We start from the raw sequence: 25755 nt of genomic DNA, 5'->3' as shown, positions 1-25755 counted from the left end.
ATGAAAAAACATGATTCAAAGACTGAGGCCGAAAACCTCGAGAGTCGCGAGCTACTCCCGATAGGGGAAGTGTCGCTACTGACTGGGGTTAACGCGGTAACGTTAAGAGCATGGCAACGGCGCTTTGGGCTGGTCATCCCTGCGCGTACGCCTAAGGGCCATAGGTTATACACTCCTGAAAATATTCAACAAATCCATGAGATCAATGCATGGTTAGCCAAGGGCGTCGCCATCAGTAAGGTCAAACCGTTACTGATGAGTTCGGCGCTTGCGACCGAAGCTGATAGCAGCCCATTGCAAGAGGGGGATTTGTGGCAGGAGCTGATCACAGCTTTAAATAGTGCGCTGTTTGAACTGGATCAACCAAAGCTGCACCAAATCCTTGATGAAGCCCTTGGCTTATATCCCTTTCAATTAGTGAAACAAAAATTGTTGCTGGCTTGGATGGCGCAGTTACCTGCTTTGCTTGAGCCTCGTTTAGATGCCGAGCTGTTGCTTGCATGGTTAGAAAGCGAGTTAGCCAGTCGCATCGGAGGGCGCGCCAGTTTTGCCGGGCAGGCCAGTTTGGCGCAAATAGGTGTCGTGTGTTTGCCATCTATCCAAGGGCAAAAAACGGCAGAGCTGCACGCGGGTCATTCGAACATGACTCACTCTAGCGTAAGCAACTCAAGCATAAGTAGCTCTAGTATTAATAACTCTAGTATGACTAATCGCTTGTATAGTCTGGTTTTACGCTTAGAACTGGCCGAGTTAAGAGTGTCTGTCATTGATCTTGGTGTACTCGACACTACAAGCCTTGGGCTTATCAATAATCGGCTCAAGGTGGACGCTCTCTTGCTAGTGCCTGAGGCGAATCATCCACCATCGAAAATCTTCGAGCTGCAAAGCTTTCTCGAGCAAATGCCACTTTCCTGTTATCTCATCGGCCCCTTTGCACCGACTCTCACGGCCTTATCGGCGTTTATGGCGCCAGACTTGGCTGAATGGGTTAGCCAAGTTTCGGCGGCAAAAGAGCAACAGAAGAAACAGCTACGTAAGAACAAAAATGCGGTCGAAGCGGAGCAAGGAGGGCAAGCCGATGAGCGATAATCAACCCCAAGCGGCAAAGCACGCGTTGATGTGGTTTCGCCAGGATCTGCGCCTAACGGATAACCAAGCGCTGACGGCTGCCTGTGATTGGGTGCGGCAAGTGTCTGGCGCAAAACTCAGGGCGATTTATATTGCGACTCCGAGCCAATGGCTCAGCCACGATATGGCGCCGATCCAGATTGATTTTATCCAGCGGCATGTGAATTTGCTCGCCCAAGGACTCGCAAGCCTAGGGATTGAATTTGAGCTTATTCAACTCGATAGCTTTAAAGAGGTGCCCGCTTTTTTAGCGAGTTACTGCGAAAAGCTTGGCGTTGAGCGGGTGTTCGCGGGACGAGAACCTGAAATCAACGAGCAAAAGCGCGACCAAGCCTGTCTCGATGCAGGTATCCCCTTGGTGCTCAGCGACGAGCATTGCCTATTACCGCCGGGCACAGTGCTTAACTTAAGCGGTGATATGTATAAAGTGTTCACGCCCTTTAGCCGCAAGTGGCGAGAAGTTGCCGCCAAGCGCGCCATTTTGCCACTTGCTGTACCTGCGCCGCTTAGCCCTATGTTACCTGAACCAAAGCCAATCAGTTTTAAAGAACGTTTCCCATTCACCAGCAAGCTAACCTCGAGCGAGCAATGGGCGGCGGGAGAGGGGCAGGCAAAGCGTATTCTTACCGCATTTATTCAGCAAAAAGCCCAAGACTATAAACAGGATAGGGACTTTCCTGCTCTCGATGGCACCAGTGTTATCTCCCCTTATTTGGCGCTGGGCGTGCTGAGCCCAAGGCAATGTATCGCGGCGCTGCTTGGGCGTTTTCCCGAGGTGATTGTCGATGATACTAGCCCTGGGCGAACCTGGTTGAATGAGCTGATCTGGAGGGAGTTTTATCGCCATTTGTTAGTCGCGTTTCCAGATTTATCCAAGGGGCACAACTTTAATCGTCAGGCCGACCATGTGCAGTGGCGCAACAACCAAGCTGAGTTTTTGGCATGGTGCGAGGGCAAAACGGGTTACCCGATTGTAGATGCGGCGATGCGCCAGCTTAATCAAACCGGCTGGATGCATAATCGGCTGCGCATGGTGGTGGCGAGCTTTTTAACCAAACACTTGCTTATCGATTGGCGCTGGGGGGAGCGTTACTTCCGACAGCATCTTATCGACGGCGATCTGGCGGCTAATAACGGTGGCTGGCAATGGTCGGCGGGCTGTGGCTGCGATGCCCAGCCTTATTTCCGCATTTTTAATCCTATCAGCCAGAGCGAAAAGTTTGATCCAGATGGCAGCTTTATCCGTAAGTACTTACCAGAGCTGGCATCTTGGGGAATCAAGCGTTTGCACCAACCCAATATGCAAAAAACGCCTTCGTTATTTGAGGTGCCAACGCTGGAGTCTGACTCGGCTTATCCCTATGCAATTGTGGAGCACAATGCGGCAAGGGCGAGGGCGCTAGCGGTACTTGGGGTGCTGAAAAAGGCCTAGGCCATAGGCTCAACCTTACAACTTATCCCTTAGGGAGTTATCTGGATGATAAACCAAGCGAAGATTGAACAGAGCGGTGTGGTTGATGAGTTTATCGCGCTCTATCAAGCATTAAACAAGGACAATCTGCATCTGTTGGCTCAGGTCTACGATGACAATATTTGTTTTATCGATCCTATGCATCAAGTGAATGGTTTAACTGCTTTGACTGAGTATTTTGCCAAACTCTACAAAAACGTTGGCTATATTCACTTTGAAATCAAAGAAGTATTGCAAGATGACTCCCAAGCTTCGCTATTCTGGCAGATGCAATATCGCCATCCTAAGTTAAACAAGGGTGAACTCATCCGGGTCGATGGCATGAGTCAGCTTAAGTTTCATCAGCGGATTTACTTTCACCGAGATTATTTCGACTTAGGGCAAATGCTGTATGAGCATTTGCCCTGCATGGGCGGCCTCATTCGCCTACTTAAAGATAGGGCGGCAAAGTGATGACCTCAGTGCAGATCCACAAAATCAACACTGTGCTGATCACAGGGGCAAGCTCGGGAATTGGGCTGCAATTAGCCAAGGATTATCTCGCCGCAGGCTGGCATGTGATTGCCTGCGGGAGAGACAAAGCTAAGCTCGATGCCCTTGCCGAAACCGTGCTGATTGGGGCGACGTGCATCAGCTTTGATATTAGTGAGCGCAGCCAAGTCCAAGAGAATGCTCTCCGTATCAAAGATTTACTGAATCAGTGCGCCTGTCAGCTGGATTTAGTAATCCTTAATGCGGGGGGCTGCGAGTATATCGATGACGCTAAACACTTCGACGACAGATTGTTTGAGCGTGTCGTGCACACCAATTTGATAGCCATGGGCTACTGCCTCGGCGCGTTTTTACCCTTTATGACAAGAGGCGCGCGCTTGGCACTGATGAGTTCGAGCGCGACGTATTTAGCCTTTCCCCGTGCGGAGGCCTATGGCGCTTCCAAAGCCGGCGTGCAGTACTTAGCCGCTAGCCTGAGGCTCGACCTTGCTCAACACGGGATCTCTGTGAGTGTGATTTGCCCAGGATTTGTGGCGACGCCTCTAACGGCCAAGAATGATTTTGCCATGCCGATGCAAGTCGATGTAAAGGCGGCATCAACGGCAATTCGCCGTGGGCTCACGCGCGGCGTAACCGAGATCCATTTCCCCAAACGATTTACTTATTTATTGAAATTGATGTCATTTCTACCAGCCTTGGTTTGGCAAAAAATTATCCAACGGGATAACCAGCCAAGGGCGCTTAAGGATGCAGGACGATGAAAAATATTGCCATTGTAGGGACGGGAATTTCAGGACTGACCTGTGGCTATCTACTCAGCCAATCCCACAAGGTTACTGTATTTGAGGCCAATGACTATATAGGCGGCCATACCGCGACCGTGGATGTGGAGCATCTTGGTAAACACTATGCGATAGACACTGGTTTTATCGTGTTTAACGACCGAACCTATCCCCGTTTTGAGCGGTTGTTAGCCCGTCTAAATGTCAGTATTTTGCCGACCGAAATGAGTTTTAGTGTGCACAACGCCCTGACGGGGCTTGAGTACAATGGCCATAACGTTGCCAGTTTGTTTGCCCAAAAGCGTAACCTCCTGAATCCGCGCTTTTGGGCCTTTTTAAATGAAATTGTGCGCTTTAATAAAAGCTGTAAGGCGATTTATCAGCAGGATAATTACCCCGCTGGCAACTTGGCGGAGTTTCTCGACCGCGAGCAGTTTTCTCCTTTTTTTGCCGAACATTATATTTTGCCCATGGGCGCGGCAATTTGGTCATCGAGCATCGAGGATATGCGCGCCTTTTCGCTGCGTTTCTTTATCCGTTTCTTTGAGCACCATGGCTTATTAAACGTCAGTAACAGACCGCAATGGTATGTGCTCAAGGGCGGCTCACGCAGTTATATTCCTGATTTAATTGCTCCTTTTAAAGACAATCTGCATTTAAACAGCCCAGTGAGTGCCATCGAACGCCATGCTGAGGGCGTAAAACTCTATGTGAATGGTGAGTGGCAGGAATTCGATGAGGTGATCCTCGCTTGTCATAGCGACCAAGCCCTTAAGATGTTAACCGATGCCAGCTCGGCCGAAAAAGCAATTCTGGGTGACTTGCAGTATCAAAATAATGAGGTGGTTTTACATACAGATACCAACCTTTTACCTAAGCGTAAGGCGGCGTGGGCCAGCTGGAATTATCGTTTGGATGGCAATCAAAATCGCCCCGCCTCTGTGACTTACAATATGAATATTCTGCAGCGCCTACCAAGCGATGCGCCAACCTTTTGCGTAACGCTTAACCAGACTGAGCTGATTGACGAAGCCAAAATTCTGCGCCGTTTTAACTATGCGCACCCTGTGTTTAATGAGCAGAGTTTGCAGGCGCAGGCACGTCGGGAAGAGATATCGGGTCAAAACCATACCCATTTTGCGGGCGCCTATTGGCATAATGGCTTCCATGAGGACGGCGTCCGCAGTGCCTTAGACGTATGTGCTCACTTTGGGATTGATCTATGAATGAGCTCAATAGCGGCATTTATTATGGCAAGGTAAACCATACTCGCTATACGCCAGTAAAACACCACTTTAGCTATCAAATGGCGTTGCTTGCGATTGACTTAGATGAGGTCGATAGCATCAGTGCTATGGGGAAGTGTTTTGCCAGCCAGCAGCGCGCGCTACTCAGATTTAATCCTAAGGATTACCTCCGCACTTTTACGACAAGGGACAACCAGAGTCGCCAGCTTGAGATAAACGAGCCCAGCAGCTTTGCCCTTAAGCAGCGGGTGCTTGAGCAAGTTGCTGAGTTGGGCGGTCACCAGCCTTGTGGTCGAGTGTTATTTGTTGGGCAGATTCGCCACTTTGGCGTGTATTTTAGCCCAGTAAATTTCTATTTTTGTTATCAAAATCAAAAGCCTTTATATATGCTCGCCGAAGTGAGTAACACTCCGTGGGATCAGCGCCACTGTTATTTAGTGGATTTATCTGCGCCTGCAGCAACGGATAAAGTGTTTCACGTTTCGCCTTTTATGAATCTCGATATGCGCTACCAATGGCATGTTGAACCGCCCGCTGAACGCCTAAACATTGGCATCGAGAATCTACCTAATCAGTCGGGTAAGCGATTGTTCAATGCTAGCCTGTCGATGACTCGTCAGCCGATCAATACGCAATCCCTTCGCGCCTTGTTGTTTCGCTTTCCGTTTATGACGTTGAAAATTTTCGGCGGGATTTATTGGCAGGCATTAAAGCTGTTTTTTAAGCGCGTACCTTTTGTGCCACATCCTGCTCAAGTGGAGAAATAAGATGGAAAATACTGCATCGCAATCTTCTGTTATTTCGGCAACATTGCCTGATAGCCTTGCCCGTAAGCTATTGCTCAAAGCATTAGAAAATCTCCCCCATGGCTGTTTAACGATAGTGGAGGGCGACAAGAGCTATCGCTTTGGTGAGCATCACAGTGATTTACATGCCACCCTGGTGGTAAAGCATCCAAGCTTCTATCGCCAAGCGATGTTTTCTGGCTCTATTGGCGCCGGTGAAAGCTATATCCAAGGTCATTGGACTAGCCCAGATCTCACTAAGGTTGTGCAACTGTTTGCGCGCAATCTGCCCTTGCTCGATAAAATTGAGGCGAAATTCGGTTGGTTGACGGGGTCGGTTAACCGTATGAAACATTTGCTGAATCGAAACTCTCAGCAGGGCTCTAAACGTAATATCTTGGCCCATTACGACTTAGGCAATGCCTTGTATGAGCAGTTTTTAGATCGCGAAATGTTGTACTCCAGCGCCCTCTATTCCGATAGCGCCGCGAGTCTTGAACAGGCGCAACTGCATAAACTGAAAACCATTTGTGAGCGGCTCGACCTACAACCTGGTCAGACCTTGCTTGAAATCGGTACCGGATGGGGTGCATTAGCCATTTATGCCGCCAAACATTATGGTGTGCATGTAACGACCACGACCATTTCGGACGCCCAATATGCCTACGCGAAAGCGCGGGTTGAACGGGAAGGTTTAAGCGATAGCATCACCCTATTGACTGAGGATTATCGTAATCTCAGCTGCACCTACGACAGACTGGTGTCTATCGAGATGATTGAAGCCGTTGGCCATGAGTACCTGCCTGGGTTCTTTAAAAAGCTGGAGTCATTACTCAAACCCCATGGCCGCATGTTATTACAGGCTATCACTATCGCCGACCAACGTTACGACAGTTATCGTAAAGGTGTTGATTTTATTCAGCGATATATTTTCCCTGGTGGTTGCTTACCTTCAGTGCACCAAATGGTTGGGCACTTGGCCAAGCGCACCGATATGCAGGTGTGGTCGATTGATGATATGGGACTCGATTACGCCAAGACGCTGAGGGACTGGCATAACAACTTCGATCGTGCCATCGAGCAAGTGCAAGCCTTAGGTTATGGTGATGACTTTATCCGCATGTGGAAGTTTTATTTAAGCTATTGCGAAGGGGGCTTTTTAGAGCGCACTACCAGTACAGTGCATTTAGTTGCGGTACGTCCAAGCTATCGTTTACCGAGCGCTGTGAGCAATGGTTAAGGTTTAGTGAGATGTATTTTATGGCGAGATCCTCTTTAAATATCTCTAAACATCAGGGCTTTATATTCTATAACGCCTTGAGTTTTCAGTGTGTCTGGTGGACTAGCGTACTATTTGGCAATAGTGCGCTGTTATTGAGTATTCCGCTGTTAGTGCTGCATTTTATGTTACTGCCGTGGGTGGAAACCGCTCGTGCAATCCCCCGTGATTTGAGCACTATGCTTAAGGTTGGGTTACTCGGTATGGCGATTGATGGCATGCTGACTTGGATGGGCGTTTTTGAGTTTCCGGTCTTTCCCGTCTGGTTGGCTTGTCTCTGGTTGCACTTTGCTGTGAGTTTGAACCATAGTCTTAGTTTTATCCGTACCTTTGCGATTGTTCTACAAGCCATTTTAGGCGGAGTATTTGGCAGCCTGAGTTACTTGGCTGGGGCTGCATTTCATGCAGTGAACCTTCCCTTTGGCGAGGGGATATCAGTTATTATCCTAGCCGTTATTTGGGCTATTTTATTACCTGTTTTCATCTACCTCTCCCGCCACCATAGGCTAAATCGTCAAACTGCTGATGCCCGATTATATGGGCGTTAATCCTTGTATTGGTGGAGAAATCTGATGCTTCATATTTCATCAATTCAGTTAGTTATATGGTCAAAAAAGCGATATCTCAGTGCCCTGTGTGGATTACTGCTGCCATTAGCTGGACATGCTACCACGACTCAGGTAATCGAAAATCCTATTCACTTTGGGCTTATTGAGGTAGGTCGGGGCGAAATGGATTGGCTTTGGTTTAATGTCTATAAGGCCAAACTCATGACCAGCACAGGCAAGTACCAGAGTGGCGTTTATCCACAGTTATTAGACATTGAATATTATCGTGATATTGAGGCGGATGATCTGTTAGAAGCGACAGCAGATCAGTGGCGACACTTAGGCTATAGCAAGGATGAGATAGCCAATTGGCTGCAATTACTCAAGGGGATTTGGCCTAATGTTATGCCTGGTGATCACTTAAGTTTTAAGATTATCGATACTCAACATAGTCAGTTCTTTTTTAATGGCCAGCCGTTGAAGATTATCGACGAACCCAAATTAGCCGAAGCATTTCTGGCGATTTGGTTGTCGACTAACACCAGTCGTCCAAGCTTACGTGCGCAATTACTAGGAGAAAAATCATGCGATTGCTAAAACTGCATTGGGGTAAGCCTTTTATCTTAGGGTTATTGATGGTCAGCCTTTTGTCTAGCTGTTCTAGTGTCGATGTAAGTGATTATCAAGGCACCAATCCTCCCTTAGTGTTAGAAAGCTTCTTTAATGGTCCACTTGAGGCATCGGGTATTGTTGAGGATTTCAGTGGCAAAGTGATCCGTCGGTTTAATGTCACCATGGAGGCGAGTTGGCAGGGGACGGAAGGCACCATCAAAGAGTGGTTTGTCTATGATGATGGTGAAACCCAAACTCGCATTTGGCGCATTCAATCCCAAGGGGAAGGGCAATACACTGGCACGGCTGACGATATTATCGGTACTGCGGAAGGGGAGGCGAGCGGCAGTGCGCTGCGTTGGCGCTACAATATGCTACTGCCCGTCGAGGGTGATGAATACCAAGTGCACTTTGATGATTGGATGTACTTAGTGAACGACAATACCATTATTAACCAAAGCGATATTATTAAATGGGGCGTCACTGTCGCCAAAGTGACCTTAGTGATCCAAAAGCATTAACGGTATAGCCTAACTAATAATTTTTCGTTTATTACAGTAGGCTGACAAAACACTTCAATCCTGCATGGTTAAGTCGATGAAAAATTATTGGATGTTAATGCTGGTATTCGTAAGTCTGTCTTTAACTGCCTGTTCGAATATCGATTTTCAGTTTGAAGGACAGCCAGATGAGCAAGTCGACTCTAATCAACCTGCAAGCGATCCTATGGTGCAGGATAATGAGCGCCGCGTTCGTGATGCCCGTGAAGATGGACGACTAGAGCCAAAGAGTAGATTTAAATTCTAGAGCCCGCTTAAATACTAACGTTGGGTAAATCTAGCGAAAGGTCGATGTTTTCAGCCCTTACTGAAAAATAAGGGCTGCACTTCTGAAGGATTAACCCGCTTGGCGACTATTGTCGACCGCCTTTTTATCGTAATACTCAAAGGGAAATTGGTTACGGATCCGCTGCTGTAGGTTGTCATTCACATTGGCAGAAATATGCAGACGCACGCCGGAGTTTTTTTCTGCTCTAATAGTGCAAGTCAGCTTTTCCGCTTTGGCTAACTGACGGCATTCGCGCTCGAAACGCTCGGGGATTTTGCCTTTATGTTGAGTCATGCGGCCATCTTTAAAATGCATTTCAAAAATAGTCAGTCCCTTCTTACCAGCAAAGATCAACTTATAAACCAGAAACAAACCAATCGCGATAAAAACGAGCTTTAAAATAGTGGCTGTCATAATGCCTCCTCTCTTATGTTTATAGGACAAAGATACTCTGGAGTTATGGCTTTTAACAGTGCGCTAACACGCAATTTTAATTTGGCAAAGGTATGATTCTGGCCTAGTCTTAGTCTGCTAAGGAAATGTACTCCCTCAGTTAAGGAAAACGCCATGTACCTATCTAATGCTGATCGTTGGTCTTTATTGTGCAAAAAACAAATTGATATTATTGATAAATTGTCTGCACAGTTCCCTGAACGAAAAGAACCGCTTAATGAGTTGACCCATGGTTGGCGGCATTTGCAACATCAAGTGCAGGCGGGGGATAGGCCGATAGTGCATGAGCAGATAAAGTAAATTGCTAAAATGACAGATACAAAAAAGCCACTCATTGAGTGGCTTCGTTGTTTTTAATGGTGCTAGCACTAAGAGTCGAGTATGGGAGCGACTGTGATTATCGAGAGTAAGTCAGTTGCTCAGGGCTGTCGATGCTGTGACTTTTACTCAACATTCAGGTTCAAAATACGGATACAAAAAAGCCACTCGTCGAGTGACTTCGTTGTTTTTAATGGTGCTAGCACTAAGAGTGGAGTTTGGGAGCGACTGTGATTATCGAGAGTAAGTCAGTTGCTCAGGGCTGTCGATGCTGTGACTTTTACTCAACATTCAGGTTCAAAATACGGATACAAAAAAGCCACTCAGTGAGTGGCTTTTTTGTTTTTTATGGTGCCGGCACCAAGAGTCGAACTCGGGACCTACTGATTACAAGTCAGTTGCTCTACCAACTGAGCTATGCCGGCGAATGGTGGTGCCCGAACCCGGAATCGAACCAGGGACACGAGGATTTTCAATCCTCTGCTCTACCGACTGAGCTATTCGGGCAACTAAGCTAAGCGTTAGTTAACTACTTCAAACCGAGTGTTTAACACCCCATTTGTTCGAAGTGCGCGTATCATATAGTGCTCGCTTTCGCTGTGCAAGCCCTTTTAATTCGACTGACCAAGTATTAAACAAAAAGTACCTTAATTAAGGCATTATAGAGATGCGAATGGTTTACTTGGTCTAACTATCAATGGGTTAATTCGATTTAGTCGTGGGATTAATGAGTAAAAGGGCAGTGGATGACTGGGAATTTTAAATATTCGCAGTGCTAAGTACTAAGCTGTTAATCAGTATTTTGTTTATATGACGTCATGCCCAAGAACCGAACTTAAGCACTGTTTAAATGATTGATAGCTGGTTAGTCGTAACGTAGTTGCATTGAACATCGAACATTGAAGGAGTTTGAACTCATCCAAATACCAGAAACAAAAAAGCCACTCAGTGAGTGGCTTTTTTGTTTCTTATGGTGCCGGCACCAAGAGTCGAACTCGGGACCTACTGATTACAAGTCAGTTGCTCTACCAACTGAGCTATGCCGGCGAATGGTGGTGCCCGAACCCGGAATCGAACCAGGGACACGAGGATTTTCAATCCTCTGCTCTACCGACTGAGCTATTCGGGCAACTAAACTAAGCGTTAGTTGACTACTTTAAACCGACAACTTGATGCTGCCTCGTTCGAAGTGCGGCTATATTAACTAGGGTGTTTATCCTCTGCAAGTGCTTTTTCCTGATAAATGATGTGTTCGACTGTTTAATGTGCACTTTGGCTGTTTTTTATCTATAAACCAGTTGGGAATGAGCCTTTTTGATGCATCAAAGTTGTATTTCCTGCCGCGTGAGTGACCCGTTTAAGCCCCACAATCAGTGTTAACACAATAATAGCGTTAATCTTTCTGAATTTTAGAAAGATATGAGCGATTTTTACTGATTTTAGTTTTTAATTTTCGTTTTATGATAATGACTATTATTTGATTGTGCGACTTAAGTGTAGAGGTGTGGAGTAGCTATATGTTTAGAAATACTAAGTTGAATTATGGACTTATTGCTATTGCCAGCCATTGGCTAAGTGCGGTTGTGGTGATTGGACTCTTTGCCGTCGGTGTGTGGATGGTGGAATTGACTTACTACAGTGCCTGGTACAAAACGGCGCCACATTGGCATAAAAGTATTGGAATTTTACTGCTGGCGGTAACGCTGTTTCGTTTAGTTTGGCGTTTGGTTAATCCAAAGCCTGCTCCTGAGCAAAATCACCAAACATGGGAAAAGGTGAGCGCCCACATTGCCCATGGCGCGATTTACCTCTTATTACTGGTGATTATGGCCGCAGGTATTTTGATTTCGACGGCAGAGGGCCGTGGAATTATGGTGTTTGACTGGTTTGAGTTACCCGGCCTAACGCCACTGATTGAAAATCAGGCTGATATCGCGGGGGATATTCATCAATATGCCGCCTACAGCTTGATTGCTCTGGTTTTACTGCATGCGTTAGGCGCGTTAAAGCACCATTTTATCGATAAAGATTCAACACTACTCAAGATGATTAAATTTAACCGAGGATAATATAATGAAAAAACAACTATTAGCTGCTTTGATTGGTGGGTCTTTACTGGCTCCAATGGCTGCATCTGCCGCCGATTATGTAATTGACCGCGAAGGTGCCCATGCATCTATTACCTTTAAAGTAAGTCACTTAGGTTATAGCTATGTCGTAGGTCGTTTTAACGATTTCAGCGGTGATTTTAGCTACGACGCTAAAAATCCAACGGCAGCTAAAGTGAATGTTAAAGTGAACACTTTAAGCGTTGACTCTAACCATGCCGAGCGTGATAAGCATATCCGTAGTGGCGACTTTTTAAATACGGCTAAATTTGCTGAAGCGACTTTCGTTTCGACCTCGGTTGAAGACAAAGGCAATGGCGATATGGTTATCACAGGTAACTTCACGCTAAACGGTGTGACTAAACCGTTGGCAATCCAAGCGCATGCTGTGGGTGAGGGTCAAGATCCTTGGGGCGGATACCGTGCGGGCTTTACCGGTACGACCACGTTTGCGATGAAAGATTACGGTATCAAGATGGACTTAGGTCCAGCGTCTGCCAATGTTGAGTTAGATTTAGTGGTAGAAGGCGTGCGTAAGTAAGCTTAACGCTACTGAGCTGCATTTATCCGTGAATAAAAAAGCGCCCTTGGGCGCTTTTTTGCTTTTATGGATAGGCGCTTAGGCTTATTCCTGACCCTTTTCAGGCACAAATCCTTCAATTTCCACGTCTTTACCTTCGAAGAGGAAAGAGGTCATTTGTTCTTCCAAAAATTTACGATCATCAACATTCATCATGTTGAGTTTCTTTTCGTTGATCAGCATGGTCTGCTTTTTCTGCCATAGGCCCCAAGCTTCTTTACTGACGTTATCGAAAATACGTTTACCTAAATCACCTGGATACAGTTGAAAGTCTAGGCCGTCGGCTTCTTTGTTTAAATATACGCAATTGACTGTACGCGCCATGATTATTCCTTACTGACTGTCGAGGTTGCTAGCAATAGCTACGAGTGATCCCAAATTGGCTAACACGCGCTCGGTTGCGGCGGCGAGTCCCACTTTGGAAGGTTGATTGATGTTATACCAGAGAGACTGGTTTTGTTCCATGACTGCGCCCACGCTCTGCATACCCGAGATTTGCTTGTCGTAGCCATTCGCTTGGCTATCCAAATTCAGTAGCATGGGTTGAATATCTAAATGGAAATGGCTAAAGGTATGCCTAAAACCGATTAATGGTTCGAGTTGTGCGGCGTGATAACCTTGGGCTTCAAGTTCTGCATTGAGTGCGGCTTCAGTACTAAATTCGGGGAAGCACCAGAGTCCGCCCCAAATGCCGGCAGGAGGGCGCTTAGCCAAGAAGACTTGGTTATCTTTGAGTAAAACCAACATCCAAGCGGCTTTTTCTGGGATAGTTTTCTTAGGCTTTTTACCGGGGAACTCAGTTTGTCTTCCCATTAATTGAGCTTTGCAATCAATAGCCACTGGGCAAGCGGCACAATTGGGTTTGCTGCGAGTACAAATGCTGGCACCAATATCCATCATGGCTTGGTTATATTTTTGAATATCCTGCTCTGGCGTTAACTGCTCGGTTAATTGCCAGAGTTGTTCTTCCACAGGTTTTTGACCGGGCCAGCCAGCAATCGCGCCATGTCTTGCTAATACGCGTTTAACATTGCCATCGAGGATCGGATGATGTTGCCCAAGTGATAGGGATAACACTGCACCTGCTGTCGAGCGGCCAATACCTGGCAGCGCCAACACTTGCTCAAAGTCTGTTGGAAATTGCCCCTGATACAAATCGCGAACCATCTTAGCGGCTTTATGTAGATTGCGAGCCCTAGCGTAATAACCAAGCCCAGTCCAATGATGCAATACTTCATCATCCGGCGCGTTAGCTAGGGCTAACACATCGGGGAAACGTGCCATAAAACGCTGGTAATAGGGGATAACAGTCGCTACCTGAGTTTGTTGCAACATAATCTCAGAAACCCATACGCGATATGGGGTTTTATCTTGCTGCCAAGGGAGGGTTTTACGACCGTGGTTGTCGTACCAATTAACTATACGTGTAGCAAAGGAGGCTGTAGATTTCATCGGCGCAGTGTAGCGGGAGATTGGTTGGCAAACAAGTAACACCCCATCGAAAAATCGGCCTAGATTCGCTCTCTAGGATAATCTTGTTATACTTCGCCTCCATTAGTGCTTGCACTGTAAGTTGAACTTTGGATAATGCCCTTCTTTTTAGATGGTGTTGTCCACGAGACGAGGCAAAAATGAGCGAAGTCACTACCGCTGAATTTAATGAAGAAGGCAAGTATCTGCGTAAGATCAGAAGCTTTGTCCTAAGAGAAGGTCGTTTGACTAAAGGTCAAGCGCAAGCCATTGAGACTCAGTGGCCAACAATGGGCTTAGATTACAGCCCAACACCATTAAACCTGACCGAAGTGTTTGGTCGCGAAGCCGATACCGTACTGGAAATTGGTTTCGGCATGGGCGCCTCTTTAGTACAAATGGCACAAGAAGCCCCAGAACAGAATTTTATCGGTATTGAAGTCCATAAGCCTGGCGTGGGTTCATGCTTAAGTGACGCTGCCGCTGCTGGGGTGACTAATCTTCGCGTGTATCACCATGATGCAATGGAAGTGTTAGAATATGCTATCGCCGATGGCAGTCTTGCTCGCGTGCAATTGTTCTTCCCCGATCCTTGGCATAAAAAGCGCCACCATAAGCGCCGTATCGTGCAGGCGGAGTTTGCTGAGCTTATCCGCCGCAAACTAAAGATTGGCGGCGTGTTCCATATGGCGACCGACTGGGAAAACTACAGCGAACATATGCTGGAAGTGATGAATGCGGCCAATGGTTACAAAAACCAATCCGCCGATGGTACCGTGGTGCCGCGCCCAGAACATCGCCCACTGACTAAATTTGAAGCCCGCGGTCATCGCCTCGGCCATGGCGTGTGGGATCTGATGTTTGAGCGTATCGCTTAACATCTTTTATGGATTTTATTTTTTTAACACAACGGGGAAAATCACTATGGCAAAGAATCGTAGCCGTCGTTTACGTAAGAAAATGCGCGTTGATGAATTCCAAGAGTTAGGTTTTGACATTACTTGGACCTTCGATGCATCTGTCTCTGAAGCCGATATTGATGCAACAGTCGATAAGTTTATCGATGAAGTCATTGAAGCCCGTAAGTTAGGTTTCCACGGCGGTGGTCATATCGAGTGGGAAGGTATTATTGCTACCCAAACTATCGGTAAGTGCACCGAAGAAGATGTTGCTGCAGTGAAGGCTTTCTGGGCGGGTCAAAAAGTGACTCAACTTGAAGTTAGCGATCTGTACGATATCTGGTGGAGTTAATGCCAGAACAGGCGTTATTAGAGGAAGTGGTCGACAAAGTTCGGCCCTTGCTCGGCCAAGGAAAGGTTGCTAATTACATCCCTGCGCTCGCCAATGTTGATGCTGGTAAATTGGGTATTGCCGTGACCACAATTGACGGTGAAACCATAGGCGCAGGCGATTACCTTGAGCCATTTTCAATTCAAAGTATTTCTAAAGTTTTCAGCTTAACCTTAGCGCTAACTTTATATGAAGAAACCGAAATTTGGAGCCGCGTCGGTAAAGAACCCTCGGGACACTCCTTCAATTCGTTAGTCCAAGTTGAACTCGAGCGGGGTAAACCTCGCAATCCCTTTATTAATGCTGGCGCGTTAGTTATCGCTGACTTATTGCAGAGCCGTTTAGGGGCGCCTAAGCATCGGATGTTGGAGTTGGTCAGGGCGCTGAGTCAAAACGATAAAGTCTGCTTCGACAAGCAAGTGGCTGATTCTGAATATCAGCATAGTGCTCGCAATGCGGCCATCGCTTATCTAATGAAATCCTTCGGTAATTTTCAAGGCGATGTCGATACAGTGCTGCGCACTTATTTTCATTATTGCGCCTTAAAAATGAATTGCGCCGACCTATCGCGGGCGATGTTGTATTTAGCTAACCGTGGTAAAACCTTAGATGGCACTGAACTTATTTCGCAGGTGCAGACTCGGCAATTAAATGCACTGTTAGCAACTTCTGGCTTATATGACGGCGCAGGTGAGTTTGCCTATCGTGTTGGTATGCCTGGTAAAAGCGGTGTTGGCGGCGGCATTATTGCGGTGATCCCCGGGGAGCTCTCGGTCTGCGTTTGGTCACCCGAATTAGACAATCAAGGTAACTCCCTCGCGGGGACAGCGATGCTTGAGCATCTCAGCCAGCGTCTCGGACGTTCAATCTTCTGATTTAACTCTTTTATTAGCACTGTTAGGCTAAATATTAGTGAAATTTACTAATCTGCTCTCGGTGCTAATTTTTATAACTTCATAATAATCATGTTGTTACAAAGTTGGCACATCTTCTGCTATTCATCTTTTAGCACGTTAGCTTAGTCGTATTCCTCAGATTAAAGGATGAACAACAATGAAGATAAATACACTATTAACCGGAGTGGCATTATCGGGTGTTATTTTAGGCGCTTCTGGCTTGCAATCAGCACAAGCGAAAACCGAGCCGCAAATCGATGAGCGCTGTGAGGTTTCCCTTAATTATGATGTGAGAGTCGAACCGAAAAAATTAGTGATGAGCGAGAAGGGTGCTGAGAAGTATCGCATCGAGGTCGACAAGTTATACGTTGAAGGCAAGCAGGTCACCTTAACCGACAAACAGAAAAAGCTCGTGAGCCAGTATGCCGATGAGGTGTCGACTCAGGTTCCTGAAGTCATTGAATTAGTGAATGAAGCCGTTGCATTGGCCTCTCAAGCTGTGAGTATGGCCTTAACACCACTGATGGGCGATGCCGCTGGCGCTAAGTTTGATGAGATGATGGCGGGCGTGCAGAAGCGTGTTGATACCGTAGCCTACAAGCAGGGCGATAGTTTTTACCTTGGTGCGACTGAAGAGTCGATGCAAAACACCTTTAACGACGAATTTGATAAGGAAATGGAGCAAATCGTGCAAAACTCCATTGGCACTCTAATGATGAATATCGGCAGCCAAATCCTTGCGGGCGACGGTGAATCCTTCGAAGCTAAGATGGACGCATTCTCACAAAAAATGGATAGATTGGGCGATGATATTGAGCAGCAAATTGAATCCCAATCTAAGGGGATTGAAGCGAAAGCCGACCGTTTATGTGACCGTTTTGAAAACCTGCTGGTGCTTGAGAATCAACTGCGTAAAGAAGTGCCAGAGTTAGCACCCTATGTGTTGACTCAAAACACTCACCATGAATTACGTGAATAGTGATCTGCAGAGTAGCTTAAAACCTACACTGGTTGGAGTCAGGTAATGCCGAGCTAACTGACACCATAAATACAGTGATATAAATGAAAAAGCCCCAGTACGTTAAGTGTCTGGGGCTTTTTCTTGATTCATTTTAGCCAAGCGGAATGATATTAATCTGATTGCTTGCGGCTATTTACTATGGAATATTACATTCTAAAGACTAATGTTTGGTATACTCTTAAAATATAATGAAAAGCTGGCAATTCAGTCAGATAGAACACTCTACTTTAGCGGACTTTTTCGGGCTAAATCTCTACAACGAACCCAATTGCTGTGAGATATTAAGGCATTGAGGGATGCTTCAAGGCATTTGTGCTGCATTCCTATGCTATTCCGAAAGTTAATATCACTGTCGAAACTGCTTAAGGCGACTTTCCATGTTAGAACTGTTAGAACCTATTGCGATTTTTACTCATGTGGCCAGAGCTGGTAGTTTTAGTGCCGCCGCAAGAAGGCTTGGGATCTCTAAATCTAAGGTCAGTACGCAGGTAGCCGATCTCGAACATAGACTCGGTGTTCAACTGATCCAGCGTACCACTCGAAGCTTAAGTCTGACTGAAGCTGGACATTTGTTATATCTGCAAGGTGAAGAGTTGCTTCGCGATGCCGAACAGGCCATTGCTAGCGTGCATAACTTAAACGATGCCACCCGCGGCGTGTTAAAGGTGGGGATTTCCCAGTCCTTTGGTGCTATGCATATCATTCCCGCGCTGCCATCATTTATGGCAAAACATCCTGAGCTCGAGCTGCAAGTCAGCTTATTAGATCATAAGGTGGATGTAGTCAGCGAAGGTTTAGACCTATTGTTAACTATGTCTGAGCAGCTTCCCTTGGGTATGGTGGCGCGCCCTTTAATGAAGTGTCAGTTCCTACTCGTTGCCTCGCCTGATTATATTGCTAAACATGGTGAACCGTCGCGTCCAGAACAATTAGTCGACCATAACTGCTTGGTGTATCAAGGTGAGTGGCATGAGCACAGCATGTGGCAGTTTAAAAAGGGCGATGATTACTGTGAGATAGGTGTCTCTGGTAACTTTAGAGTGGATAATGCTCCCGCTTTAAAATCAGCTGCGATCAGTGGCTTAGGAGTTGTCTATCTTGCCAGTTACTTGATGGAAGATGAAATCGCTAAGGGCACCTTAGTGCCGCTGCTGAGGGATTGGCAACTGACTCATCATTTACCGCTACAGGCTGTTTACCCACGTCGTAAACACTTAGCGCCTAAGGTGAGTGCCTTCATTGAGTTTATTAAAGACCACATTGGTAATCCGCCTTATTGGGATATTCCCTATGCGGAACTCTTCAGTGAACGTCAGTAATTTTGGAAACATTGTTCTTAAAATGCGTTTAATGAGTTTTGAGCGAGTTTGGTAGTTTTTAGATTCTATTAAAATCAATCTGTTATGTGATTTTTGGTTTGTATTTTAGTTTGGTTTTTTAGGGTTCTCTAAAACAGCTTTTTAGTGAGTGTATTGAAGTCTGTTCTTAAATGAATACAATGGTTGCCAGATGATTCGGAATGACCTGAGTCCTACACTTTTATTGGAAATGACCCCTTTCGATATCAGCGTACAGGTTGGCAGCAATGCAGTTTCGGATCACAGCCAGCAGAAGTTTGCGAACTAAAACAATGTTGGCTTTTAAACCATCATCCTAGTTTTTGGTTTACCTCAGCTCATTAGGCTGAGGTAATTTTTTTCTGATGGTTGAGTGCGGAAAACGAGTTTTGTCTCTCTGTACCCTAAAGTCACACCGAGTGTTAAGTGTTTAATACATCAAATATAGTGACCCACAGTGAGATAGGGTTTTATGACCAAGCCGGTGATAAATCCAATAAAAAAGCCACTTGATAGTGGCTTTTTTATTGGCTGCGATTTAACGATGTTATTCGCAACGGCGTTCAAGGGAGGCTAGCGTTAGCCTCCCAAGGTTTTATGCTTAGGCTTTATTAACGTTGGCAATCCATTGATCGACTTGCTCTTCTAGCACATCCAAAGGCAGTGCCCCGTTAGCCAAGACTAAAGTATGGAAATCCCGGATATCAAACTTATCACCCAGCTGTTTTTCCGCCTTGTGTCTCAGTTCGAGTAACTTAATCATCCCAACTTTATAGGCTGTGGCTTGAGATGGCATAACGATATGACGCTCTACCATTTTCTTCGCATCGGATTTTGCGTTAGGGGTATTGTCGACGTAATAAGCTATCCCTTGTTCGCGGGTCCATTTCTTGGCGTGGATCCCAGTATCGACCACTAAACGACAAGCTCGCCATAACTCCATCGCCAGTCGACCAAAATCGGAGTAAGGGTCGGCATATAAGCCCATCTCCTTCGGGAAAGACTCGCTGTAGAGCCCCCAACCTTCGATATAGGCAGTATAGCCACCGAATTTACGGAACTTAGGAATATCCTTTAGCTCCTGTGAGATAGCGATTTGCATATGATGGCCAGGGATCCCTTCGTGGTAAGCCAGTGCTTCCATCTGGTATTTAGGCATGGCTTTCATATCGTAGAGGTTGGCATAGTAGCTACCAGGGCGAGAGCCATCGGGAGCCGGTTGTTCATAGAAGGCTTTACCCGCGGATTTTTCCCTAAAGGCTTCAACCTGTTTGACTATCATGGCTGCTTTAGGCTTAACCTTAAAGACTTCATCCAAGCGTGAGCGCATATTATCGATAAGCTTGGTTGCATCGGCTAAATATGCCGCCTTGCCTTCGGCGGTATTTGGATAATAAAACTGCGGATCATCGCGCATAAAGGTGAAGAACTCTTGCAAGGTGCCGTTAAAATTCACCTTTTTCATAATGGCGCGCATTTCATTATGGATGCGTTCCACTTCGGCAAGACCAAGTTGATGGATTTCATCCGCCGTCATGTGGGTAGTGGTCGTGCGTGCCAGGGCATTGTTATAAAACGCCTCGCCGTCGGGGAGTTTCCAAACCCCATCGCGGGTATCGGCTTTGGCTTCTAAGGTTTTGATATAGGCGATAAGCGTCTTGTATGCGGGCTCAACTTGCGAGACTAGTGCTTTTTCAGCATCGGTAATCAGTTGGGCTTTTTCTGCTTCGGAGATGCTGAGCGCATTCACTTTTTTGCGAAAATCCGCCAACAACGCACTGTCTTCGCCTTTATCGAAGGGGGCGCCTTTAATGATGTTTTGGCTGTCAGAAATCACGTAACCGAACACAAATTTAGGGGCAATAATGCCTTTATCTGCGCGGATCTCGAGCGCCTGTTGCAGTTGGTTTAAGCGTTTGGGCACGCCATTTAAGCGGCTGATATAGGCCTTAGCATCGCTGACATCGGTGATCTGGTGTTGATTAATCAGGAAGGAGGCTATCATTGAGTGGCCACCATGCATCTGATTCACTGGGTAGTTATGGTAGCGCCACTGATAGTCTTTGATATCGTTATTCAGGTTTTGAATGAGTAACGTCAGGCTTAGGCGAGTTTGTGGATCAAGCTTACTCGCATCCAGTTGATTCACTTCGGCTAGCTGTTTCTTGGTTCGTGCCAACTCACGGGCATCCGCTTCATCGCCAATGTCATCCCACTTATCATAGTCCTGCTTAATGCCCATATAGGTTTGCGCAATGGGGCTTGCCATGATGTTTTCCATGAAGATGGTTTCAAACAAGGCATTGGCTTTTTCTGACTCGCTTTGGGCGGCAACACTTGCACTGGCCACATGATGTGAGTCACTTAAGGTGGGCACCGCATGAGAAGGCAGTGCAAGCAGGGTGGAGAGAGTAAATGCGACTAAGCTGATGTTCGTTTTTATTGGCATGATCAGGCTTCCTTAACAATGTTCAGGCAATTCTAAAGAAGCAGGGGAAAAATGTATGAATATAAATGTTAGAAAATGTGTTAGCCATAAAAGATGCTTCATCGAGAAACCTAGGCTAACACATTATTTATATGGGGAATTTAATTAGGGCGTGTTGACGTTTCAGGGGTATTTTTGCAGCAGTTTGGCTGGCTTTTATGCAAGGCAAAGTCCGTGCAGTGTAGTTATTCTACATAAACGGACGATAACGCTGCAGAAACGCCAGCCAAACGCTGCCCGAAGGGTTCGTCTAGCAAGCTCGTTCTCTTACTTTCTGTCATAAGAGCAGCTCGTCATTTGAGTAGAATAACTACACATCATTCCTCGTTTCGCGAGCACGTGCTTGCCAGAACGAACAAAATCTAATCTCGAAACGTCAACACGCCCTAGTGAATTAACAAAATTGCGTCAGTAAATCGTTCACAAACATGTGACCTTTACTGGTTAATTGCCAATGTCCAGCCGATTCGGTGAGTAAACCCCGTTGTTTGGCCTTTTCCATTCCCTCTTTCAAGGTATCTCGGTGTAAACCAGTTCTGTCTTCAAACTCTTGCTTAGGGATAGGCGTCATTAAGCGCAGACGATTCATCAAGTATTCGAGGGCGCGATCTTCTTCGGCGACCTCAGTCCGCTCGAAGTGATAGTTGTCGGCAGCTAAATAACCCTTAGGGTGTTTGATTTTAACCGTGCGAATAATGCGGTTCTCTTCGGGCAAGGTCACTTTGCCATGGGCACCGCAGCCTATGCCTAAATAATCGCCAAACTGCCAATAGTTAAGGTTATGCCTGCATTGATAGCCGGGTTTGGCATAGGCCGAGATTTCATACTGCTCATAACCGAGTGCCGCTAACTTTTGTTGCCCTTGTTCGTAGATCTGCCAGAGATCTTCATCGTCGGGTAGTTGCGGTGGTTTTGAATGAAACAGGGTGTTAGGCTCAATCGTCAGTTGATACCAAGACAAATGCGGCGGATTGAGCGCCGCAGCGGTATCTATATCCGCCATGGCCTCAGCAAAACTTTGATTCGGAAGTCCGTGCATCAAATCCAAGTTAAAACTTAAATAACCCGCTTGGCTGGCTTTTTGGGCGGCGGTTTGGGCTTCGTTTTGATCGTGGATCCGCCCCAGCAGATTGAGCTTATCCTTAGAGAAACTCTGTACTCCAATGGATAACCGGGTGACCCCTGCGGCGCGGTAGGCACTAAAGTCATCGTGCTCTAGGGTGCCAGGATTGGCCTCCATGGTGATTTCAATATCGTCACTAAAGGGGACCAGCGCATTGGCGCCATCTAATATCCGTTTGATTTGATTGGCATCAAACAGAGACGGCGTTCCACCACCAATAAAAATGGTGTGCAGCTTACGGCCTTGGACTAAGTGCAAGTCTTGGCGTAAGTCTGCTAGCAGCGCATCCACATAGGCCTTTTGGGGTAATTCACCATTTTGCCCATGGGAGTTAAAGTCGCAGTAAGGGCATTTTTGCACACACCAAGGGATATGGATGTACAAGCTCAACGGCGGCAGGGTTAACTGAGGTGACACATTTACTGACATTATTGGGCGTTCCCGTCGGTAAATACGCCTTTTTCTTGCATGGCAGCAATCAGTTGCACTAAAGCTTTACCACGGTGACTCAAGGCATTTTTCTCGTCACTGCTCATTTGGGCTGCGCTGCAATCATGGTGTTCTGGAATAAAAATCGGATCGTAACCATGGCCGTTGTCACCCCGTTGCACGAAATCGATTTGGCCTTCCCACGAGGCTTGGCAAATGATGGGCGTTGGGTCCTTGGCATGGCGCATATAGACTAAAACACATTGGAATCTGGCCGTACGCGGCGCAGGATTATCCTTTAATGTGTCTAAGAGTTTTAACACATTGTCTTGATCCTTGGCATTTTCCCCCGCATAGCGCGCAGAGTAGATGCCCGGTGCGCCTTGGAGTAAATCGACTTCTAATCCCGAGTCATCGGCAATGGCGGCAAGTCCAGTAATTTGCGCCGCATGTCTGGCTTTGATAATGGCGTTTTCGACAAAGGTGGTGCCCGTTTCGGCCACTTCGCTAACGTTAAATTGGCTTTGTGGCAGCACTTTTACGCCGTAGGCGGCGAGCATTTGATCGAATTCGGCAAGTTTACCTTTATTGCCACTGGCGAGGACGATTTGTTGCATGGAATACCTATTGGATTGGGTGCTCTTGTCTGTGTGTCACTGAGTGTGAACATTGAGCGATGTCATTGGACTGTATGCGGCAATGATACCCAAGCTGAGCGGTAAAGGACAGAAAAAGGCAGGACGATACTTGGTATCGTCCTGCCTTATGAGGTTGAGATTATTCGACGTAGAACTTTTGCTTAAACTGCAGGTTGGTGTTGAGTTGGTTGCCGTGTTTGATGGCGATGTTGAAATTGATCTCTTGATCGTCGCGGTAAGGGACTTCGGCGATGTAATAAATCGCCTTACCTTCACGGATCTCTCTAAATTTCAAATCGATACGCGCATCGAGTAGGTTATTGGCCACGCCAGTGATTTCAACGGGCACTGCGGGCGAGCCTTCTTCACTCATATCTAATACGGCAATGTTAATGATGCCTCTGTAGCTACTGCGTTCGATGCCATAGGATTTCGCAATGCTCGGGGTTAAAAAGGTGCTGCCCAGCGCCATGTAATGAATGTCGAAATTACCGACGGTTTCTTTTTGCTCGGCATTAGCGACGCCACACAGGCTTGCGGTCAAGGCGAGCATAATAAGGAGATTACGTAACATGATGTTGTACCTTCATATGAGGGATTACTTGAGTATAGGTCGCGGGAAGGAGACTTCCAACGGTGCGTTTATTCGAGCAATGTCGCGATTTCTGCCGGAACGTTTTTGGGCGCGCTAATCCGTACCTGCTTATGACGTCCTAATTCGCCCTTAAGGATGTGAACATCACTTTTAGGGACTTTAAAGGTCTTGGCTAAATACTTGCTTAAATGGGCATTGGCCTTGCCATCGATAGGCGGGGCGGTAATGGCGACTTTTAACTCATCACCGTGTAGCCCGACTATCTGATCGCGACTCGCTTTAGGTTGAATATACAAATTAAGCAGCAAGTCACCTTGCTGCATAATGACTGCGCTCATTAAATCACGGCCCAAAATGGTACGTATTGCGCCAATAGCATGTTGATAAAGTTCATGCCGATAATCACTAACATCACCGACAAATCTAAACCTCCAATGGGCGGAATGATGCGGCGCACTGGGGCCAAAATGGGCTCAGTTAGCTGACCCATAATCATCACAATGGGGTTATAGCCTTGATTGAACCAGCTTAAGATGGCGCGGATGATCAGCATCCAGAAGAGCAAAACGCCCGCCTGTTTGATTACAGTGACAAGCGCAAACACAAAGAACAGCACTATATCAATGCCACCACCGGCGATAAGGCTTAACAGCAGTACTTTGGCCATCACGACTAATAGGGCGAGTACAAATGAAGAAGTATCGAATCTTCCCATTGAAGGAATTAATCGACGCATAGGCGCGATCAACGGGTGAGTGGCTTTGACCACAAACTGACTGAAGGGATTATAAAAATCGGCACGGGCCAAGGGGAGCCAGATCCGTAATATCACCACCATCAAATACAAATCGAAGAGTGTGCTGATTAAAAAGGTTAATGCATTCATCGAGATTTCTGCCTATATGAGTCCGATTAAAAACGCCCGCGTTAAAAGTGAGTCACCCAGCAATAGCTAGATCAAAAAGTGTTAGCCATTTCCTCTGCACGTTTGATGCAGTTTTCCATCGCATTTTTGACCACACCACGAAGATCCGCCGCTTCGAATGTGGCGATGGCTTGCGCCGTTGTGCCGCCCTTCGAGGTGACATTCTCCCGTAAATTACCCAGCGTAAGCTCGGGATTTTGCTTTGCCATCATAGCAGCACCGAGGGCCGCTTGCTGCACTAAGCTTCTGGCTTTGGCTTCATCCATGCCCATTTGCTTGCCGGCATCAATCATAGATTCCATCAGCAGGAAGAAATAGGCCGGAGAACTACCCGCAAGGGCAATGACTTGATTAATCTCAGATTCCTCATTCACCCACACAATTTCACCACCGCTAGACATCAAACGTTCGGTAATGGCTTGTTGGACATCAGAGAGGTGCTGCGGGGCGTAGAGTCCCGTCATACCGACACCGATTTGCATTGGCGTGTTTGGCATAGTGCGAACTAGGGTGATGGGCTGTGCTAAATACTGGCTGTAGCGCTCTGCTTTAATCCCCGCTGCAATGGTAATGACCAGCTTGTTAGACATATCAATGCCTTGCAGTGCTTGGCAGACTTGTTCCATCAACTGTGGCTTAACGGATAATACGATGACATCGGCATCTTGGGCGGCGCTAACATTGTCTTGGGATACGCGCACACCAAAGTCGGCGGCGAGGGCATCGAGTTTACCTTGGCTAGGGTTGGTGGCTTGCACTAGCGCAGCAGGATAGCCGCTACGAATTAAGCCGCTGATAATACTGCGGGTCATATTGCCCGCACCGATAAAGCAGATTTTTTGTTGACTCATGTGTACCCCATAATGTCTGGCCTAGGCTGAGTGGATAACATTCAGCATTAATATCATTGAA

General features: G+C 46.6%; 29 protein-coding genes and 4 tRNA genes. 19 read left to right on the top strand and 14 right to left on the bottom strand.

The window, feature by feature from the left end:
- From ACUZ8J_RS15120 to ACUZ8J_RS15070, 11 genes are all read left to right on the top strand, one after another.
- On the top strand, positions 1–1089 hold the full coding sequence (locus ACUZ8J_RS15120; protein ID WP_446694271.1) for a MerR family transcriptional regulator: 1089 nt from the start codon (positions 1–3) through the stop codon (positions 1087–1089).
- Complete coding sequence (phrB, locus tag ACUZ8J_RS15115; protein ID WP_446694270.1) at positions 1079–2560, top strand: deoxyribodipyrimidine photo-lyase; 1482 nt, start codon at positions 1079–1081, stop codon at positions 2558–2560. The genes ACUZ8J_RS15120 and phrB overlap by 11 nt, the downstream gene beginning before the upstream one ends.
- Before the next feature lie 45 nt (positions 2561–2605).
- On the top strand, positions 2606–3052 hold the full coding sequence (locus ACUZ8J_RS15110) for a nuclear transport factor 2 family protein (protein ID WP_011625607.1): 447 nt from the start codon (positions 2606–2608) through the stop codon (positions 3050–3052).
- Positions 3052–3852, top strand: a complete 801-nt coding sequence (locus ACUZ8J_RS15105) for an SDR family NAD(P)-dependent oxidoreductase (protein WP_446694947.1) — start codon at positions 3052–3054, stop codon at positions 3850–3852. The genes ACUZ8J_RS15110 and ACUZ8J_RS15105 overlap by 1 nt, the downstream gene beginning before the upstream one ends.
- Positions 3849–5099 carry an NAD(P)/FAD-dependent oxidoreductase gene (locus tag ACUZ8J_RS15100; protein ID WP_446694269.1) on the top strand — a complete coding sequence of 417 codons (1251 nt, stop codon included), beginning with the start codon at positions 3849–3851 and terminating at the stop codon, positions 5097–5099. Before ACUZ8J_RS15105 ends, ACUZ8J_RS15100 begins: the two co-directional genes overlap by 4 nt.
- A complete protein-coding gene (locus ACUZ8J_RS15095) occupies positions 5096–5887 on the top strand; it encodes a DUF1365 domain-containing protein (protein WP_446694268.1) in 792 nt (263 codons plus the stop codon). Before ACUZ8J_RS15100 ends, ACUZ8J_RS15095 begins: the two co-directional genes overlap by 4 nt.
- A 1-nt stretch (position 5888) precedes the next feature.
- Entirely contained in the window at positions 5889–7145 is a 1257-nt protein-coding gene (locus ACUZ8J_RS15090; protein WP_446694267.1) for a class I SAM-dependent methyltransferase, read from the top strand.
- A 20-nt stretch (positions 7146–7165) separates the two neighbouring features.
- Positions 7166–7732 carry a DUF2878 domain-containing protein gene (locus tag ACUZ8J_RS15085; RefSeq protein WP_446694266.1) on the top strand — a complete coding sequence of 189 codons (567 nt, stop codon included), beginning with the start codon at positions 7166–7168 and terminating at the stop codon, positions 7730–7732.
- A 24-nt stretch (positions 7733–7756) separates the two neighbouring features.
- Entirely contained in the window at positions 7757–8329 is a 573-nt protein-coding gene (locus ACUZ8J_RS15080) for a chalcone isomerase family protein (RefSeq protein ID WP_446694265.1), read from the top strand.
- Entirely contained in the window at positions 8317–8865 is a 549-nt protein-coding gene (locus ACUZ8J_RS15075) for a DUF3833 domain-containing protein (RefSeq protein ID WP_446694264.1), read from the top strand. Before ACUZ8J_RS15080 ends, ACUZ8J_RS15075 begins: the two co-directional genes overlap by 13 nt.
- A 64-nt stretch (positions 8866–8929) precedes the next feature.
- On the top strand, positions 8930–9151 hold the full coding sequence (locus tag ACUZ8J_RS15070) for a hypothetical protein (RefSeq protein ID WP_446694263.1): 222 nt from the start codon (positions 8930–8932) through the stop codon (positions 9149–9151).
- Between the two features lie 90 nt (positions 9152–9241).
- On the opposite strand, the gene ACUZ8J_RS15065 is transcribed toward ACUZ8J_RS15070, so the two are convergent.
- Positions 9242–9586 carry a DUF3634 family protein gene (locus ACUZ8J_RS15065; protein WP_011621963.1) on the bottom strand — a complete coding sequence of 115 codons (345 nt, stop codon included), beginning with the start codon at positions 9584–9586 and terminating at the stop codon, positions 9242–9244.
- A 153-nt stretch (positions 9587–9739) separates the two neighbouring features.
- Between ACUZ8J_RS15065 and ACUZ8J_RS15060 the strand changes: the two genes are divergently transcribed.
- Complete coding sequence (locus tag ACUZ8J_RS15060; protein ID WP_011625617.1) at positions 9740–9925, top strand: hypothetical protein; 186 nt, start codon at positions 9740–9742, stop codon at positions 9923–9925.
- Between the two features lie 367 nt (positions 9926–10292).
- Here ACUZ8J_RS15060 and ACUZ8J_RS15055 read toward each other — a convergent pair.
- The 4 genes from ACUZ8J_RS15055 to ACUZ8J_RS15040 all read right to left on the bottom strand — a co-directional run bounded on the left by ACUZ8J_RS15055 (position 10293) and on the right by ACUZ8J_RS15040 (position 11072).
- Positions 10293–10368, bottom strand: a tRNA-Thr gene (locus ACUZ8J_RS15055).
- A 6-nt stretch (positions 10369–10374) separates the two neighbouring features.
- Positions 10375–10450, bottom strand: a tRNA-Phe gene (locus ACUZ8J_RS15050).
- A 464-nt stretch (positions 10451–10914) separates the two neighbouring features.
- A tRNA-Thr gene (locus ACUZ8J_RS15045) sits at positions 10915–10990 on the bottom strand.
- 6 nt (positions 10991–10996) lie between these two features.
- Positions 10997–11072, bottom strand: a tRNA-Phe gene (locus ACUZ8J_RS15040).
- Positions 11073–11460: 388 nt separating this feature from the next.
- On the opposite strand from ACUZ8J_RS15040, the gene ACUZ8J_RS15035 reads away from it, so the two are divergent.
- Together ACUZ8J_RS15035 and ACUZ8J_RS15030 are read left to right on the top strand one after the other, a co-directional pair.
- A complete protein-coding gene (locus tag ACUZ8J_RS15035) occupies positions 11461–12012 on the top strand; it encodes a cytochrome b (RefSeq protein ID WP_011621965.1) in 552 nt (183 codons plus the stop codon).
- Positions 12013–12016: 4 nt separating this feature from the next.
- Entirely contained in the window at positions 12017–12592 is a 576-nt protein-coding gene (locus ACUZ8J_RS15030) for a YceI family protein (protein ID WP_011716272.1), read from the top strand.
- Between the two features lie 84 nt (positions 12593–12676).
- Here the strand turns inward: ACUZ8J_RS15030 and ACUZ8J_RS15025 are convergent, their stop codons facing one another.
- Both ACUZ8J_RS15025 and mutY read right to left on the bottom strand, forming a co-directional pair.
- Positions 12677–12955: an oxidative damage protection protein gene (locus ACUZ8J_RS15025; RefSeq protein ID WP_011621967.1), complete on the bottom strand. Its 279-nt coding sequence runs from the start codon at positions 12953–12955 to the stop codon at positions 12677–12679.
- A 9-nt stretch (positions 12956–12964) separates the two neighbouring features.
- Positions 12965–14083: an A/G-specific adenine glycosylase gene (gene mutY / locus ACUZ8J_RS15020; protein ID WP_446694262.1), complete on the bottom strand. Its 1119-nt coding sequence runs from the start codon at positions 14081–14083 to the stop codon at positions 12965–12967.
- 179 nt (positions 14084–14262) lie between these two features.
- On the opposite strand from mutY, the gene trmB reads away from it, so the two are divergent.
- The 5 genes from trmB (at position 14263) to ACUZ8J_RS14995 (ending at position 18627) form a co-directional block, all read left to right on the top strand.
- On the top strand, positions 14263–14979 hold the full coding sequence (trmB, locus tag ACUZ8J_RS15015; RefSeq protein WP_446694261.1) for a tRNA (guanosine(46)-N7)-methyltransferase TrmB: 717 nt from the start codon (positions 14263–14265) through the stop codon (positions 14977–14979).
- A gap of 46 nt (positions 14980–15025) precedes the next feature.
- Positions 15026–15352: a YggL family protein gene (locus tag ACUZ8J_RS15010; RefSeq protein WP_011621970.1), complete on the top strand. Its 327-nt coding sequence runs from the start codon at positions 15026–15028 to the stop codon at positions 15350–15352.
- Positions 15352–16266 (top strand): glutaminase B, encoded by a 915-nt coding sequence (gene glsB, locus ACUZ8J_RS15005; protein WP_011621971.1) that lies wholly within the window; start codon positions 15352–15354, stop codon positions 16264–16266. The genes ACUZ8J_RS15010 and glsB overlap by 1 nt, the downstream gene beginning before the upstream one ends.
- 178 nt (positions 16267–16444) lie before the next feature.
- Entirely contained in the window at positions 16445–17266 is an 822-nt protein-coding gene (locus ACUZ8J_RS15000) for a YggN family protein (protein ID WP_446694260.1), read from the top strand.
- Positions 17267–17685: 419 nt separating this feature from the next.
- A complete protein-coding gene (locus ACUZ8J_RS14995; protein ID WP_011625622.1) occupies positions 17686–18627 on the top strand; it encodes a LysR family transcriptional regulator in 942 nt (313 codons plus the stop codon).
- Between the two features lie 619 nt (positions 18628–19246).
- Here the strand turns inward: ACUZ8J_RS14995 and ACUZ8J_RS14990 are convergent.
- From ACUZ8J_RS14990 to proC, 7 genes are all read right to left on the bottom strand, one after another.
- Positions 19247–21094 carry a DUF885 domain-containing protein gene (locus ACUZ8J_RS14990; protein ID WP_446694259.1) on the bottom strand — a complete coding sequence of 616 codons (1848 nt, stop codon included), beginning with the start codon at positions 21092–21094 and terminating at the stop codon, positions 19247–19249.
- Between the two features lie 433 nt (positions 21095–21527).
- Complete coding sequence (gene hemW, locus ACUZ8J_RS14985; RefSeq protein WP_446694258.1) at positions 21528–22685, bottom strand: radical SAM family heme chaperone HemW; 1158 nt, start codon at positions 22683–22685, stop codon at positions 21528–21530.
- On the bottom strand, positions 22685–23302 hold the full coding sequence (gene rdgB, locus ACUZ8J_RS14980; RefSeq protein ID WP_011625625.1) for an RdgB/HAM1 family non-canonical purine NTP pyrophosphatase: 618 nt from the start codon (positions 23300–23302) through the stop codon (positions 22685–22687). Before rdgB ends, hemW begins: the two co-directional genes overlap by 1 nt.
- 160 nt (positions 23303–23462) lie before the next feature.
- Complete coding sequence (locus ACUZ8J_RS14975; RefSeq protein ID WP_011621977.1) at positions 23463–23897, bottom strand: DUF4426 domain-containing protein; 435 nt, start codon at positions 23895–23897, stop codon at positions 23463–23465.
- Positions 23898–23965: 68 nt separating this feature from the next.
- The gene (gene yggU, locus ACUZ8J_RS14970; protein ID WP_374901946.1) at positions 23966–24256 is read right to left on the bottom strand and encodes a DUF167 family protein YggU; all 291 of its coding nucleotides are present in this window, start codon (positions 24254–24256) and stop codon (positions 23966–23968) included.
- On the bottom strand, positions 24256–24804 hold the full coding sequence (locus ACUZ8J_RS14965; RefSeq protein WP_374915908.1) for a YggT family protein: 549 nt from the start codon (positions 24802–24804) through the stop codon (positions 24256–24258). Before ACUZ8J_RS14965 ends, yggU begins: the two co-directional genes overlap by 1 nt.
- 71 nt (positions 24805–24875) lie before the next feature.
- Positions 24876–25694 carry a pyrroline-5-carboxylate reductase gene (proC, locus tag ACUZ8J_RS14960; RefSeq protein ID WP_446694257.1) on the bottom strand — a complete coding sequence of 273 codons (819 nt, stop codon included), beginning with the start codon at positions 25692–25694 and terminating at the stop codon, positions 24876–24878.
- Between the last annotated feature and the right edge of the window lie 61 nt (positions 25695–25755).

This window comes from Shewanella sp. Koi 1 (assembly GCF_052907445.1).
The sequence above is the reverse complement of the archived record's forward strand: the minus strand, read 5'-3'. Positions and strand labels throughout refer to the sequence as shown.